Here is a 14,414-nt window from a genome sequence, read left to right on the forward strand (position 1 = left end):
GCCCGGAGGGGACGCGGCCCCGTGCCCCGAGGCTCGTCCCGGTCACGCTCACCAGGGCTTGCCGTCGTACTCCCCCGGCGCCTGCTCGTAGTACCGCTCGCGGTCGGTGTCCTGCTGGCGCTCCTGCTGGCTCTCGTCGCCCTGCTGCTGCAGCTGGTCGAGCGGGTCGGTGCCGCCCGCCCCGGCGTCGCCCTCGTCCTCGCCGCCGCCCTGCCCGGGATCCGAGCCGTCGCCTCCCGAGGGGTCGCCCTGGTCGCCGCCCTCGGCCTGCTGCTGCTTGTCGCCCAGCCTGCCCTGCGCGTCGTCGAGGGGCTGCGACGTGTCGGGCTGCTTCGGGTCGTCCGGGGGCTGGAAGCAGCCCTCGGGAGCCTCGGCGATCGTCGATTGCCCCAGCTCGTAGAGCTGCTCGGCGTCGGCGTAGCGCAGCTCGAGCAGCGCGGCGTCGCCCTGGGCCTCGATGACGAGCACGAGGTCGGTGCGGATGACGCACGAGATCGTCTCGTCGCCCTCGGGCGCGAGGTCGAGCGCGGTGACGAACTCCTGCCGCGCGACGTCGAGCACCCCGACCCTCGCCCACGCCGTGCCGCGGTCGAAGTGGTGCACCCACGGCTCGACCACGTTGGCGACGCCGAGGGGCGCGGTGAGGGAGGCGGCACGCTCGTAGGCCCGGGCGTCGTAGGCGTGCTGCGTCAGGCCCGCGAAGAGCGGGAGGCTGAGCAGCTTGAGCGCCACGAGCAGCACGACCAGCACGACCGGGGCCGACCAGAGGAACATCCGGCGTCGGAGCCGGCGACGGTACTGGTCGAGGCTCGGCTCCGCGGCGGTCGCCCGGTCGCGGTCGTCGACGGGCGGCGGGGCGAGGGTGTCGGTCACGACGACGTCCTTCCGGGTGCACGGTCGGCCCGGGGCCGGACGCGGATCTCGGCGAGGGCTCGGGCGACGACGGCCACCTCGACCAGGGCGAGCAGGAACAGCGGGACGGCGGCGATCCAGTACAGGTCGACGACGGCCTCGGCACGGCCCTCGTCCGAGGCGACAGACCCGTCGCGCGCGTCGGCGACGACGGCCCCGACGCCCGTGTCGACCTCCCGGTGCACGTAGTCGACGCCCAGCTGGGAGGCGATCGTGCGGAGGGCGTCCTCGTCGATCACCGAGAGGGCGTCCGGCTCGCCCGGCTGCGTCCTGTCCTTGATGTACTCGGTGCTGCTGTAGGCGTCGCCGTACCCGTCGAAGACCTTCATGCGCCCGCCCGCGGCGGTGCCGTAGCCGAGCACCGCTCCCCCGTCGACGTCGGCTGCAGCCGCCGCGAACGAGCCGGGCGCCTCGTCGGCCGTCTGCTCTCCGTCGCCCAGGTAGTAGACGACGTTCGCCCTCTCGGGGTCGGCCTCGCGCGCCTCCTGCAGTCGCTCGGCCAGGAGGTCGGAGGCCTCGGTGATGCTGCTGCCGCTGGAGTAGTAGGTGATCTCCTGGTTCATGACGGAGGCCGCGGTCACGACGGCCGCCGCGTCGTCGGTGAGCGGGGTGCGGAGCACGGCGGTGCTGTCGAACGAGATGAGCGAGAAGCGGGCGCCGGCCAGCTCGCTCGCGATCGCGTCGACGTCGCTCCGGACGCCCTCGAGCCGCGGGCGGTCGCCGTCCCAGTCCTCCGCCGCGATGCTGGAGGTGGTGTCGACGACGAAGAACACGTTGAGCGCCGCCGTCGACGCCTGCGCGCTGCCGCCGGGCACGCCCGGGCGCACGGCGACGACGAGCAGCAGCAGCGCCACCACGAGACGGCGGACCCAGCTGCGCAGGAGGCGGCGGTCGCCCCGCTCGGCGACGACCCGCCACCCGACGAAGCCCAGCAGCGCGACGCCGAGGACGGCGAGCAGCCACCACGGGAGAACGGGCTGCAGCACGATCGCGGCGGGCAGCGCCGCCGTCGCCGCGGTCACAGCCGCACCCGCCAGAGCAGGACGAACGAGGCCGCGGCGAGCAGGAGCGCGACGATGACGGCGACCTGCGGGGCGTCGGTCGTGACGAGGCGACGTGTCCCGGTGAAGAGGCCCGCCTCCTGGTCGTCGATCTGCTGCACGATCTCGGCCACGGTGGTCGCGCCGTCGAGCGCGTAGTAGGCACCGCCGGTCGACTCGACGACGGTGCGCAGCTCGCCGGCGACCTCGTCCGCCACGGCGTCGTCGGAGTAGTCCGCGGGGTTCAGCGCGTAGACCCGGATGCCGCGGTCGGTCGCGAGCTGCCCCGCCTCGTCGAGCGTCAGCAGGGCCGCGCCGTTCACGTAGTTGTCGGTCGCCAGCACGATCGACTTCGGCCGGGTGCTCTCGCTGCCCCCGTCGAAGCTGAGGGCGCAGGCGGCGAGGCCGTCGCCGATCAGGGAGGCGCCCTGCCCGAGGTCGGTGCCCGTCCAGTACCGCGTGCCGTCCTCGCCCGCGCTGTCGAAGGAGTCGCGGTACTGGCTCAGCTGCTCGGCGACGAAGTCGTAGTCGTCGGTCAGGGGGAACGCCTGCACGGACGAGCTGTCGAAGAGGGTCAGCCCGATCCGCTCGCCGTCGAGGCCCGACGCGAGCTCGGCGAAGGTCGACACGATCTGGGAGTCGACCTCGGTCATCGACCCCGAGACGTCGAGGCAGAGCACGATGTCGCGCTTGTAGGACGGCGGCTCGACGACCTGGACCGTGCCCGGCCGGGCGATCAGCAGGGCGCCGAGGCCGGTGAGGGCGACGACGAGGACGAGGGCGCCCACGAGCGCCGCGCGGTAGCGGGCGACGAGCCGGCGGTACACGGGGAGCTCGGTCAGGCGCTCGCTGTGGGCGACGGGGGTGCCGGCGCGGCGCAGTCGTGCGCGCTCGCGGCGTCGCAGCACGAGCCAGAGCCAGGCGCCGAGCCCGGCGACGACGAGGGCTGCGAGCAGGGCCCACCACCAGATCAGGACCACGAGCGCACCACCTCGCGCGCGGTCTCGGCGGCACGGTCGGGGTCGCCGGAGTGCTGCTGCGCGAAGGCCGGCGGGTACCACTGCTCGACCGCGTCGGCCACGCGGGGCAGGTCGGCCTCGCGCAGGTCGGCGAGGGTCATCACGTGCGTGTCGGCGCCCGCCGTCTCGTGGACGAAGAACCGGAGGAGGAGGCTGAGCCGGCTGTGCACCGCCCGCTCGCCGAGACGGCCGTCGCGGGAGGCGGCCTGCACCTCGTCGATCAGGCCGAGGTATCGGAGCCGGACCGACGGCAGGTCGACGACCGCGGCTGCTGCCGCCCGGCGGGCCGACGGGGGCAGCCGCCGCGCCGAGAAGCGCAGCACGAAGACGATCCACGCCGCCACGAGGCCCAGGAGGACGAGCCCGAGCACCAGCCAGAGGACCCAGAGCGGGTACTGGTACGGCCCGAAGAAGCCCCTGTCGTCAAGCACGGCGGTGCTTCTCCATCAGCGTGAAGAGCCCGGGCACGACGCCCGCCTGGCTCGACAGCCTCTCGCTGCTGATGCCCAGTGCCTGCAGCTGCCGGCCGGCGTCGTCCGTACGCCGCTCGGACGACTCGTCGAAGGCGCGTCGCAGGGCCGCGTTCTCGCGCAGGTACGCCGGGAGGGCCGTGACCTCCTGCACGTCGTAGACGTCCCCGGCGTGGCCGGACCGCGTCATGAGGTCGGCGTCGCCGACCGTGACCCAGACGATCTCGTGCTGGGCGCGAAGCCGTCGGAGGAGCCTCACCAGCTCGGCGTCGACGACGACGTCGTCGGTCACCACGACGAGGATCGACCGGCGGCGGACGCCGCGGGCGACCCAGTCGAGGACGCCCCGCAGGTCGCTGCGGGGTGCGTCGAGCGAGACACGACGGTCGACCTGGCGGAGGAGGCGCTCGAGGTGCGCCTCGGTCGCCCCGGCGGGGAGGGCGACGGTGCCGCCCTCGTCGCCCGCGACGAGCGAGACGACGTCGCCGTGGCGCGACGCGATGTAGCCCAGGGCGCCGGCCGCCATGATCGCTATCTCTTTCTTGGTCTCGCCGCTGGCGGCCGTCGCGGCCATGTTGCGACCGGTGTCGACGACGAGGACCAGCGACCGCCTCCTGCTGGCGACGTAGCGCTTCACCAGCGGTTCGCCGTGACGGGCGGTCGCCTTCCAGTCGATGTCCTTCACCTCGTCGCCCGGCACGTAGGCCCTCAGGTCGTCGAAGTCGTGGCTGCGGCCGTGGTGGACCGACGCCCAGCCGCCCTCGAGCAGGTCGAGGGTGCGGCGGTGCGCGAACAGGGACATCTTCGTGCGCACCCGGAGGAGGAGGCTCGCCACGGTCGTCAGGGAGTCTGCACGGAGGCGAAGACGGCATCGATGATCGTCTCGGGGGCCACGTCGTCCGCCGTGGCCTCGTAGCCGAGGATGACGCGGTGCCGCAGCACGCCGTGCCGCAGGTGCTTCACGTCTTCCGGGATGACGTAGTCTCGGCCGTGCAGCAGGGCCAGGGCACGCGCGGCTTGCATGAACGCGATGCTGGCACGCGGGCTCGCGCCGAACTGGACGTAGTCGGCGAGGCTGCCGGGGATGTACTGCTGCGGGTGCCGCGTCACGTAGATCAGCTGGACGATGTAGTTGACGATCGACGCGTCGACGTACACGCGCTTGGCCAGTTCTTGCAGCCACACGACGTCCTCGAGCGAGACGCCGGTCGGCGCGTCGACCTGCTGCTCGTCGTAGACGCCGGCCTCGATGCGCCGGATGACCTCGGCCTCCTCGGCGGGCGACGGGTAGTCGAGCACCTCTTTCAGGAGGAACCGGTCGAGCTGCGCCTCGGGCAGCTGGTACGTGCCCTCTTGCTCGATCGGGTTCTGCGTGGCCAGCACGAGGAAGGGCCGGGGCAGCGGGTAGACGGTGCCGCCGATGCTCGTCTGCCTCTCTTGCATCGCCTCGAGCATCGCGCTCTGGGTCTTCGCGCTCGAGCGGTTGATCTCGTCGAGCAGCACGAAGTTCGAGTGCACGGGGCCGAGCTGCGTCACGAAGGTAGACTTCTGCGCGTCGTAGATCTGGGTGCCGGTGATGTCGCTCGGCAGCAGGTCGGGCGTGCACTGGATGCGGGTGAAGCTCGCCTCGACGGACTGCGCGAGCGTCGCCGCCGCGGTCGTCTTGGCCAGCCCGGGGACGCTCTCGAGCAACACGTGCCCGCCCGTGATCAGCGCGATCAGCAGGGTGTCGCGGAGGCCGGTCTGGCCCACCACCTTGCGCGAGAACGCGTGCGACACGGCATCGACGACACCGGCGGCACGCTCGAGGTCGGCGGGGCTGATCGGGGTGCCGACCGCGGCGGGAGGCGGGGGCGTCGTCGAGGTGTCGGTCACCCGGCCCACTGTAACCGAGGCGTCCGACGTCACCGCCGGAGCGCCCTCCTCGCGAGGTGGTTGCCCAGGAACTGGACGAGCTGCACCAGCACGATGATGAGCAGCACCGCGCCCCACGTGACCACGGGGTCGAACTGCCGGTAGCCGTAGAGCAGGGCGAACGCGCCGAGTCCCCCGCCGCCGACGTAACCCGCGACCGCCGACATGTCGACGAGCGCGACGAAGATGAACGTGTAGCCGAGGATCAACGGGCCGAGCGCCTCCGGCAGCACGATGCTCCCGATGATCCGGAACGGCCCTGCACCCGCGGCCCTGGCCGCCTCGACGACGCCCGGCTGCACGGTGAGCAGGTTCTGCTCGACGATCCGCGAGATCGCGAACGAGGCCGCGAGCGACAACGTGAAGATGATGGCCGTGTTGCCGACGCCCGTGCCCACGACGGCCCGGGCGAGGGGCTGCGCGGCCGCGAGGAAGATGATGAACGGGATCGGCCGGAACACGTTGACGACCACGTTGAGGACGCCGAAGACGACGCGGTTCGCGAAGAGGGCGCCCTCGCGCGTGAGGTAGAGGGCGAGCCCGAGCAGGAGCCCGCCGAGCCCGCCGAAGAGCAGGGTCAGGGCGACGATGTAGACGGTCTCGTAGGCCGCCTTCCAGAGCTGGGGCTGCAGGTCGATCAGGGAGTCCATGGTCAGCGAGCCTCCGCGTCGTGGGCCGGCCGGACGGGCGCGGCCTCGGTCGTGGGCGAGGCCGGGAGCTCGGTCGCCGCGGCCCCGAGCTCGGCGACGGCCGCCGAGACGTCGCCGTCGGCGCCCGTGAGGGCCAGGGTCAGGGTGCCGAAGGTGCGCCCACCGATCTCGTCGATGCCGCCGAAGACGATCTCGAAGCGGACGCCGTGGCGGGCGAGCACGCCGAAGACCTGCTGCTGGTCGACGCCGCCCTCGGAGACGCGCACGGTCACGAGGCGGCCCTCGTGGCGACGGCGGAGCGCTGCGAGGTCGTCGCCCTCCGGCGAGCCGGCGACGACGGTGGAGACGAAGCGCCGTGTGGACGCCTCGCGCGGGGCCGAGAAGACCTCGAAGGTGCGTCCGATCTCGACGACCCGACCACGGTCCATCACGGCGACGCGGTCGGCGATCGACTTGATGACGTCCATCTCGTGCGTGATGACGACGATGGTGATGCCCAGCTCGGCGTTGACCCGCCGGAGCAGGGCCAGCACCTCCTGCGTGGTCTCGGGGTCGAGCGCGCTCGTCGCCTCGTCGGCGAGCAGCACGCCCGGCGACGTCGCGAGTGCGCGGGCGATCCCGACGCGCTGCTTCTGGCCGCCCGACAGCTGGTCGGGGCGGGCGTGCGCCTTGTCGGCCAGCCCGACGAAGTGCAGCAGCTCGCTGATCCGCCGCTGGTGGTCGGCCTTCGGCACCCCGGCCGCCTTGAGCGGGAACTCGACGTTGCCCCAGACCGTCTTCGACGAGAACAGGTTGAACTGCTGGAAGATCATGCCGATGCCGGCGCGCACCCCGCGGAGCTCGCGCTCGCGCAGCCCGGTCACGGGACGGCCGTCGATCTCGATCCGGCCGCTCGTCGTCGGCTCGAGCGCGTTGATCAGGCGCACCAGCGTGCTCTTGCCGGCGCCGGAGTAGCCGATGATCCCGAAGATCTCGCCGTCGGCGATCTCGAGGCTGACGCCGTCGACGGCCGTCAGCGGTGCGGCGCCCTTCTCGCGGGGCGGGTAGGTCTTGACGACGTCGGTCAGGGTGATGGCGGGCATGGTCTCCTCGTCACGGTCGGAAGGGCCCGACCAGCGCGCCGTCGTGGCGAGCGGGTCGGGCCCGGGCGGGGGCAGGCGGCGTCAGCCGTTCTGCTCCACGAGCTCCTTCGTCTGCTCGAGCGACTCGCGCAGGTCGGCGACGGGCACCTTCGTGGTGAGGGCCGTGCCGCCCGAGTTCTCGACGACGCCGTCGGTGACGGCCTTCGTGTCCTGGTAGATCTGGACGAGCTTCTGGTACGTCTCGTTGTCCGCGTCGCCCTCACGAGCGGCGAAGACGTTGACGTAGGGCAGCGACGCCGGGTCGGAGGCGTCGTCCTGGGCGATGATCGTGTCGGGCGAGAGCCCCGCCTTGGTGGCGTACTCGTTGTTGATGATCGCGCCGTCGAAGTCGGGCAGCGACGTCGCGGCGAGGTCGGCCGCGACGGGCGAGACCGTGACCGTCGACGCCTCGGTGTCGATGTCGTCGAGGCCGGAGAAGATGTCGCCGCCGTCCTTGAGCTCGATCAGGCCGTTCGACTGCAGCACGAGGAGCGAGCGGGCGAGGTTGCTCGCGTCGTCGGGCACGGCGACGGTGTCGCCCTTGCTGAACTGGTCGAGCGAGGTGTGCTCCTGCGAGTACAGGGGCAGCGGGTAGATCGCCGTCGAGCCGATCGGCACGAGGTCGGCGTCGGCCGACACGTCGTACTGGGCCAGGTAGACGATGTGCTGGAACTGGTTGAGGTCGAGCTCGTCCTCGGTCAGCGCCGGGTTCGGCTGCTCGTAGTTGGCGAAGTCGACGATCTCGACGTCGATGCCCTCGTCGGCGGCGGCCTGCGTGAAGGTGGCCCAGTACGGGTCGCTCGCGCCGACGACCCCGATGCGCACGGCGTCGCCGCCCCGGTTCGCGACGGCGATGCCGACGCCCACGGCGGCGAGGACGACGACGACCGCCACGACGATCGCGATCAGCCGTCCGCGCTTCTTCTTCGGGGCCTCGATCAGGGGTGTTGCCTCGGACATGACGTTCCTCTCAGACGGTGCGACGCACGTCGCCGGCTGCTGCTGCCGGCACCACGACCGTGCGTCCCTCCATCGTGACCGGCGGGGCGGGCCGGGTCACAATCGGCGCGTCACACGGCGACACACCTGCTCCGCGAGCATGCACGAACACTGATCGGGAGGCCGGGAGGCGGGGGCACCAGCGTCGGCCGGACACGTCACCGGCGGCAGGCAGGCTGCGACGCGGAGGAGGCGCGGTGCGGCCGGAGCCTGCACCGCGCCTCCTCGGGGCGGTCGGGTCGGTGACCGACCCGCGATCAGCCTCAGACCGTGAGGACTTGGGGCGAGCCGACCTCGCCCGGGGGCATCTCGGCCGCGAGGCGGTTGGCCTCGTCGATCAGCGTCTGGACGATCTCGGACTCGGGCACGGTCTTGATGACCTCGCCCTTGACGAAGATCTGGCCCTTGCCGTTGCCCGACGCGACGCCGAGGTCGGCCTCGCGGGCCTCGCCCGGGCCGTTCACGACGCAGCCCATGACCGCCACGCGGAGCGGGACCGTCATGCCCTCGAGGCCGTCGGTGACGTCGTTCGCGAGCTTGTACACGTCGACCTGCGCACGACCGCAGCTGGGGCAGCTGACGATCTCGAGCTTGCGCTCGCGCAGGTTCAGCGACTGGAGGATCTGCAGGCCGACCTTGACCTCCTGCGCAGGAGGCGCGCTGAGGCTCACGCGGATGGTGTCGCCGATGCCCTCGCCGAGCAGGATGCCGAAGGCCGTGGCCGACTTGATGGTGCCCTGGAACTCGGGGCCGGCCTCGGTCACGCCGAGGTGCAGGGGCCAGTCGCCACGCTCCGCGAGCTGCCGGTAGGCCTTGACCATGATGACCGGGTCGTTGTGCTTGACCGAGATCTTGAAGTCGTGGAAGTCGTGCTCCTCGAAGAGGGACGCCTCCCACACCGCGGACTCGACGAGCGCCTCGGGCGTCGCCTTGCCGTACTTCTGCAGGATGCTGGGCTCGAGCGACCCGGCGTTCACGCCGATGCGGATCGAGACGCCCGCGGCCTTGGCGGCGGCGGCGATCTTGCCGACCTGGTCGTCGAACTTGCGGATGTTGCCGGGGTTGACGCGCACCGCGGCGCAGCCGGCGTCGATCGCCTGGAACACGTAGTTCGGCTGGAAGTGGATGTCGGCGATCACCGGGATCTGGCTCTTCTTCGCGATGATCGGCAGCGTCTCCGCGTCGTCGCGAGTGGGCACGGCGACGCGCACGATGTCGCAGCCCGAGGCGGTGAGCTCGGCGATCTGCTGAAGCGTCGCATTGATGTTCGTGGTGGGCGTGGTGGTCATCGACTGGACGCTGACGGGAGCGTCGCCTCCGACGAGGACCTTGCCGACCTTGATCTGCCGCGACTTGCGTCGCGGGGCAAGGGTTTCGGGGACCTTCGGCATTCCGAGATTGACTGCAGGCACGTCGTCGATCGTAGACCCGTGCGCTGGGCGCGCGATGTCGGAGGCGAGGACGCCCAGCGGGCCAGCAGGTCAGGACGTCCGCGGGCCGGCTGCCGAGCGGGTCAGCGGATCAGCGAGATCGGGTTCACGATGTCGGCGTAGGCGAGCAGCAGCCCCATGCCGCCGAGGACGATCACGACCGCGAACGTGAGCGGGATGACCTTCGCCGTGTCGACGGGCCCCGGGTCGGGGCGGCGGAAGAGCTTGGCGAAGCCACGACGGATCGCCTCGATCAGCGCGCCCGCGACGTGGCCGCCGTCGAGGGGCATCAGCGGCACGAGGTTGAAGACGAACAGGGCGACGTTGAGGCTGGCGAGCAGGCTCACGAGGAACGCGGCCCGGTCGATGAACGGCACGGTGTCGAGGCTGACCACCTCGCCCGCCATCCGGCCGACCCCGACGACGCTCACGGGGCCGTTCGCGTCGCGCTCTCCCCCGCCGAACGCGGCCTGGGCGACGGCGACCATGCGCTGCGGCAGGTGCACGATGACGTTCGCGACGTGCCCGATGTTCGTGCCGACGGTCGGCAGCACGGCCGTGACCGGCTGCTGCACCGTCACCGTCGCGAAGCCGATGCCGACGAAGCCGACCTCCTGGGTGACCGGGGCGCCGTCGTCGCCCACGACGGGCACGCCCGCCGAGTCGATCACCTGGCGTGCGGAGAGCGCCGGGGTGACCTCGAGCGTCTGCTCGCTCCCGTCTCGCTCGACCACGACGCTGAGGGTCTGGTCGGGAGCCGCGCGGAACGCGCTCGTCACCTGGTCGCCGTCCGTCATCGCCACGCCGTCGATCGACACGATGCGGTCGCCGTTCTCCATGCCGGCCGCGAAGGCGGGCGCCGCCGTGGCGTCGGCCGGGCACTCGGTCTCGGTCGAGCCGGCGGGCAGCACGCACTGGTTGACGAGGCCGACGGTGGTGCTCGACTGCGCCGTGCCGAAGCCGCAGAGCAAGATCGTGAAGAGCACGATCGCGATGAGCAGGTTCATCGTCGGCCCGCCGAGCATGATGATGATCCGCTTGTAGACGGGCAGCCGGTAGAAGGTGCGGTGCTCGTCGCCCTGGTCGATCGTGTCGGCGCTGGCGGTGCGCGCGTCCTGGACGAGGGTCTGGAAGAAGCCCGTGCTCGCCGTCCGGCCCCTCTGGCCCTCCCGCGCCGGGGGGTACATGCCCGACATCGAGATGTAGCCGCCGAGCGGCAGCGCCTTGACGCCGTACTCGGTCTCGCCCCGGCGGCGGGAGAAGACCGTCGGCCCGAAGCCGATCATGTACTGCCCGACCTTGACGCCGAACTTCTTGGCCGGCACGAGGTGCCCGATCTCGTGCAGCGCGATCGAGACGGCGAGCCCGATGACGATCACGACGATGCCGAGCAGGTAGAGCAGGACGGTTTCCACCGGGCAAGGGTAGCCGTCCGAGACGGGGAGCCGGCCCCGCACCGGCCATGGCGACGCTGTGAGGGGTCGGGGTCCGCGCCTCCTCGGCCCGGCCGTGTGCCCGACGAACTGACGGCGGGACGGTGGCCGCTAGCGGCGGGCGAGCAGCGCGTCGGCAGCCTCGCGGGCCCAGCGCTCGGCCTCGAGCACGCCTTCGAGGGTGCTCGGCCCCGCTGTGTGCCGGTCGACGACCTCGCGCACGGTGTCGAGGATGCCCAGGTAGCCGACCCTGCCGTCGTGGAACGCGTGGACGGCCTGCTCGTTCGCCGCGTTGAACACGGCGGGCCAGGTGGCGCCCGCCCGGCCGACCTGCTTCGCCAGCAGCACGGACGGGAACGCCTCGTCGTCGAGCGGCTCGAAGGTCCAGGTGGAGGCGGTGGTCCAGTCGAGGGGCACGCCCACGCCCGGCACGCGGTCGGGCCAGGCCATCCCGAGCGAGATCGGCAGTCGCATGTCGGGCGGCGACGCCTGGGCGATCGTGGAGCCGTCGACGAACTCGACCATCGAGTGCACGATCGACTGCGGGTGGACCGTCACGTCGATGTGGTCGTAGTCGACGTCGAAGAGCAGGTGCGCCTCGATCACCTCGAGCCCCTTGTTGACGAGCGTCGACGAGTTCGTCGTGACGACGCGGCCCATGTCCCACGTGGGGTGCGCGAGGGCCTCGGCGGGGGTGACGTCGGCGAGGGAGGCGCGCGTCCGGCCGCGGAAGGGCCCGCCGGAGGCGGTGAGCACGAGGCGACGGACCTCGCCGCGGTCGCCGGAGCGGAGCGCCTGCGCGATGGCGGAGTGCTCGGAGTCGACCGGCACGATCTGCCCCGGTGCCGCGCGCTCGCGCACGAGGTCGCCGCCGACGATCAGGCTCTCCTTGTTGGCCAGAGCCAGCGTGGCGCCGGAGTCGAGCACGGCGAGCGTCGGCGCGAGGCCCACGCTGCCCGTGATGCCGTTGACGACGACGTCGGCCTCGACGTCGCGGACGAGCGCCACCGACTCGTCGGTGCCGAGCGCGGTGTGCTCGACGCCGAAGCGGGCTGCCTGCTCGGCCAGCAGGGCGGCGTTCGAGCCGGCCGACAGCCCGACGACGGTGAACAGGTCGGGGTGGGCGGCGACCACGTCGAGCGCCTGCACGCCGATGGAGCCGGTGGAGCCGAGGAGGATGACGCGACGCATGCGGTCAGCCTAGGGGCGCGCCCGGCCCGGTGCGGAGGTACCGCTCAGGCCACGGCGAGGACGTCGATGACGAAGACGAGCGTGTCGCCGCCCTCGATGCCCGCGCTCGGCTGTCCGCCGTCGCCGTAGCCCTCGGCGGGCGGGACGACGACGAGCACCTGCGAGCCGACGGTCTGGCCGATCATCGCCGCGGCGAAGCCCGGGACGACCTGCGCGGTCGAGAACGGGGTCGGGGTGCCCTCGCCCCAGCTCTCGTCGAAGACCTTCCCGTCGCGCCAGTTGACGCCCTGGTACTGGACCGTCACGTTCGCGGGGTCGGGGACGACCTCGCCGTCGCCCTTCTTGAGCACCTCGACCTGCAGCTCGGCCGGCGGGTCGGAGTCGGGGATCGTCACGGTCGGACGGCCGTCGTCGGCGAGGCTCACCTCGGGGAAGCCCGGCTGAGCGGGCTGGTCGACGCCGGTCGCGCGCGTCGGCACGATCGAGAACGTGTCGACCACGATCACGGCCGCCGCGTTCGGCGGCGCGGTGCCCGTCTGGGCCGGCTGCATGTCTGCCGCGCTGGCGACCGTCACCGATCGCGAGCCGGCCTGGTTGCAGAGCAGCGCGGCTTCCAGCCCGGGCACGTAGTAGTCGGCGCTGATGGTGAGCTGCTCGCCGCTGCCGCGCTCGTAGCCGGCCGAGCTCAGCTCGGCGCCGGTCGTGGCGTCGAAGACCGTCACGGCCACCTGCACGACGTCGCCCGACTTCGTCTCCGGCCCGGTGCCCTGCGAGACCACGGCCCGCTGGCTCGTCGCCGCGCCCAGGGGGCCGGAGAGCGCGATGGTCGGCTTCTGCCCCACCTCGCCCGACACCTCGACCGAGTCCGCCTCGGCGCCGCCGCCGAGGCAGGCGGTCGCGGCAGGGCTCGCGCCGGGCGTGCTGGCCGACGGCACGGGCGCCGCGTCGTCCGTGCAGCCGACCAGGGCGACCGCGAGGAGCGGCACCCCGACCAGGCCGAGGAGGCGCGCGCGGCGACCGATGACGGTCACGGTCAGTTCGCGGCCAGGATGTCGATCACGAAGACGAGCGTGTCGTCGCCCGCGATGCCGGCCTGCGGAGCGCCCGCCTCGCCGTAGCCCTCGGCCGGCGGGATGACGACGACGGTCTGCGAGCCGACGGTCTGGCCGACGATGCCCGCTGCGAAGCCAGGGATGACCTGGCCGGTGCCGAACGTGGTCGGCTCGCCGCGCTTCCAGCTCTCGTCGAAGACCGTGCCGTCCTTCCAGAGCGAGCCCTGGTACTGGACGGTGACCTGGGCGCCGTCCTCGACGACGGGGCCGTCGCCCTTGATCAGCGTCTCGACCTGGAGCTCGGTCGGCGCCTCCGTGCCCGGCAGGGTGACGGTCGGGCGGCCGTCGGAGTCGAGCTCGACCGTCGGGAAGCCGGCCTGCGGCTCCTGCGCCTCGCCGCTGGCACGGGTGGGCACGTCGGAGGGAGCGCTCGACGACGAGGACGGGGCGGAGGTCGCGGTGTCGCCGGTGCTGGCCTCGGAGGCACAGGAGGCGAGGCCCAGCACGAGGACGGGGACGGCGAGCAGGGAGAGGGAGCGGCGCATGGGAGTCTCTCGATCGAGGGGCGGGGACGGCGCGGAGCCGGGACGGCACGGAGCCGCCCGGGTCGCGAGGCGCCGGGTCAGGTCATTCTGCCCCACGCTGCCGCAGGGCCCGCTGAACGGCCGAGGCACGTCGACCCGGATCAGGAGGCGGCGGCCACCAGGGTCGTGGGCTCGTGGCCGACGGGGAACGCGACCGACGCGGCGATGAAGCACTTGCGGGCGGCCTCGGCGTGCAGCGTGCCCGCGAGCTCGACCATCGACGCGTCCGCCACGGTGACGACGGGCCGCAGGGTGGCCGAGGTGAAGCGGCCTCCCCCGTCGGCGGTCTGCGCCATGGAGCCCTCGGCCGAGTCCCGGTAGGCGACCACGACCACGCCCGCGGACGCGGCGACGTGCAGGTAGCTGAGGAGGTGGCACTCGGCCAGGGCGGCGAGGAGCAGCTCCTCCGGGTTCCAGCGATCGGCGTCGCCGTGGAACGTGCGGTCGGCAGACCCCTGGATGTCGTGGAGCTTGCCGGCGGCGGAGACGGTGGCGTCGCGACCGTAGCTGCGGTACGACGTCGTGCCGGCTCCCCGGTCTCCCGTCCAGGCGAGGTCGACGGCGTAGTGGTGGTCGAGCACGGGATCCTCCTCGGCGGG

The 14,414-nt window shown here is 72.4% G+C and carries 15 protein-coding genes; all 15 read right to left on the bottom strand.

Going from position 1 to position 14,414, the window contains the following annotated elements; translation table 11 throughout:
- Window positions 1-48 precede the first annotated feature (48 nt).
- On the bottom strand, window positions 49-873 hold the full coding sequence (locus EDF20_RS03000) for a hypothetical protein (protein WP_133737655.1): 825 nt from the start codon (window positions 871-873) through the stop codon (window positions 49-51).
- Complete coding sequence (locus EDF20_RS03005) at window positions 870-1,934, bottom strand: vWA domain-containing protein (RefSeq protein WP_243833348.1); 1,065 nt, start codon at window positions 1,932-1,934, stop codon at window positions 870-872. Before EDF20_RS03005 ends, EDF20_RS03000 begins: the two co-directional genes overlap by 4 nt.
- Window positions 1,931-2,932 (bottom strand): VWA domain-containing protein, encoded by a 1,002-nt coding sequence (locus EDF20_RS03010; protein WP_123546264.1) that lies wholly within the window; start codon window positions 2,930-2,932, stop codon window positions 1,931-1,933. Before EDF20_RS03010 ends, EDF20_RS03005 begins: the two co-directional genes overlap by 4 nt.
- Complete coding sequence (locus tag EDF20_RS03015; RefSeq protein WP_123546266.1) at window positions 2,923-3,402, bottom strand: hypothetical protein; 480 nt, start codon at window positions 3,400-3,402, stop codon at window positions 2,923-2,925. Before EDF20_RS03015 ends, EDF20_RS03010 begins: the two co-directional genes overlap by 10 nt.
- Window positions 3,395-4,276 carry a DUF58 domain-containing protein gene (locus EDF20_RS03020; protein WP_133737656.1) on the bottom strand — a complete coding sequence of 294 codons (882 nt, stop codon included), beginning with the start codon at window positions 4,274-4,276 and terminating at the stop codon, window positions 3,395-3,397. Before EDF20_RS03020 ends, EDF20_RS03015 begins: the two co-directional genes overlap by 8 nt.
- Before the next feature lie 5 nt (window positions 4,277-4,281).
- Window positions 4,282-5,265, bottom strand: coding sequence for a MoxR family ATPase (locus tag EDF20_RS03025; RefSeq protein WP_123547252.1), 984 nt, complete (start codon window positions 5,263-5,265; stop codon window positions 4,282-4,284).
- An 80-nt stretch (window positions 5,266-5,345) separates the two neighbouring features.
- Window positions 5,346-6,005 carry an ABC transporter permease subunit gene (locus EDF20_RS03030; RefSeq protein WP_123546270.1) on the bottom strand — a complete coding sequence of 220 codons (660 nt, stop codon included), beginning with the start codon at window positions 6,003-6,005 and terminating at the stop codon, window positions 5,346-5,348.
- A gap of 2 nt (window positions 6,006-6,007) precedes the next feature.
- On the bottom strand, window positions 6,008-7,087 hold the full coding sequence (locus tag EDF20_RS03035) for a methionine ABC transporter ATP-binding protein (protein ID WP_133737657.1): 1,080 nt from the start codon (window positions 7,085-7,087) through the stop codon (window positions 6,008-6,010).
- A gap of 81 nt (window positions 7,088-7,168) precedes the next feature.
- The gene (locus EDF20_RS03040; protein ID WP_133737658.1) at window positions 7,169-8,086 is read right to left on the bottom strand and encodes a MetQ/NlpA family ABC transporter substrate-binding protein; all 918 of its coding nucleotides are present in this window, start codon (window positions 8,084-8,086) and stop codon (window positions 7,169-7,171) included.
- A 302-nt stretch (window positions 8,087-8,388) separates the two neighbouring features.
- Complete coding sequence (gene ispG / locus EDF20_RS03045; RefSeq protein WP_192041883.1) at window positions 8,389-9,537, bottom strand: flavodoxin-dependent (E)-4-hydroxy-3-methylbut-2-enyl-diphosphate synthase; 1,149 nt, start codon at window positions 9,535-9,537, stop codon at window positions 8,389-8,391.
- Between the two features lie 101 nt (window positions 9,538-9,638).
- On the bottom strand, window positions 9,639-10,970 hold the full coding sequence (locus EDF20_RS03050) for a site-2 protease family protein (RefSeq protein WP_133737659.1): 1,332 nt from the start codon (window positions 10,968-10,970) through the stop codon (window positions 9,639-9,641).
- A 129-nt stretch (window positions 10,971-11,099) separates the two neighbouring features.
- The gene (gene dxr, locus EDF20_RS03055; RefSeq protein WP_123546280.1) at window positions 11,100-12,179 is read right to left on the bottom strand and encodes a 1-deoxy-D-xylulose-5-phosphate reductoisomerase; all 1,080 of its coding nucleotides are present in this window, start codon (window positions 12,177-12,179) and stop codon (window positions 11,100-11,102) included.
- A gap of 44 nt (window positions 12,180-12,223) precedes the next feature.
- On the bottom strand, window positions 12,224-13,210 hold the full coding sequence (locus tag EDF20_RS03060; RefSeq protein WP_133737660.1) for an FKBP-type peptidyl-prolyl cis-trans isomerase: 987 nt from the start codon (window positions 13,208-13,210) through the stop codon (window positions 12,224-12,226).
- A 2-nt stretch (window positions 13,211-13,212) separates the two neighbouring features.
- The gene (locus EDF20_RS03065; RefSeq protein ID WP_123546284.1) at window positions 13,213-13,776 is read right to left on the bottom strand and encodes an FKBP-type peptidyl-prolyl cis-trans isomerase; all 564 of its coding nucleotides are present in this window, start codon (window positions 13,774-13,776) and stop codon (window positions 13,213-13,215) included.
- A gap of 140 nt (window positions 13,777-13,916) precedes the next feature.
- Entirely contained in the window at window positions 13,917-14,396 is a 480-nt protein-coding gene (locus EDF20_RS03070; RefSeq protein WP_133737661.1) for an OsmC family protein, read from the bottom strand.
- Window positions 14,397-14,414: the final 18 nt, after the last annotated feature.

It is taken from the genome of Frigoribacterium sp. PhB116 (genome assembly GCF_004364285.1).
In the GTDB taxonomy this organism is placed as follows: Bacteria; Actinomycetota; Actinomycetes; order Actinomycetales; family Microbacteriaceae; genus Frigoribacterium.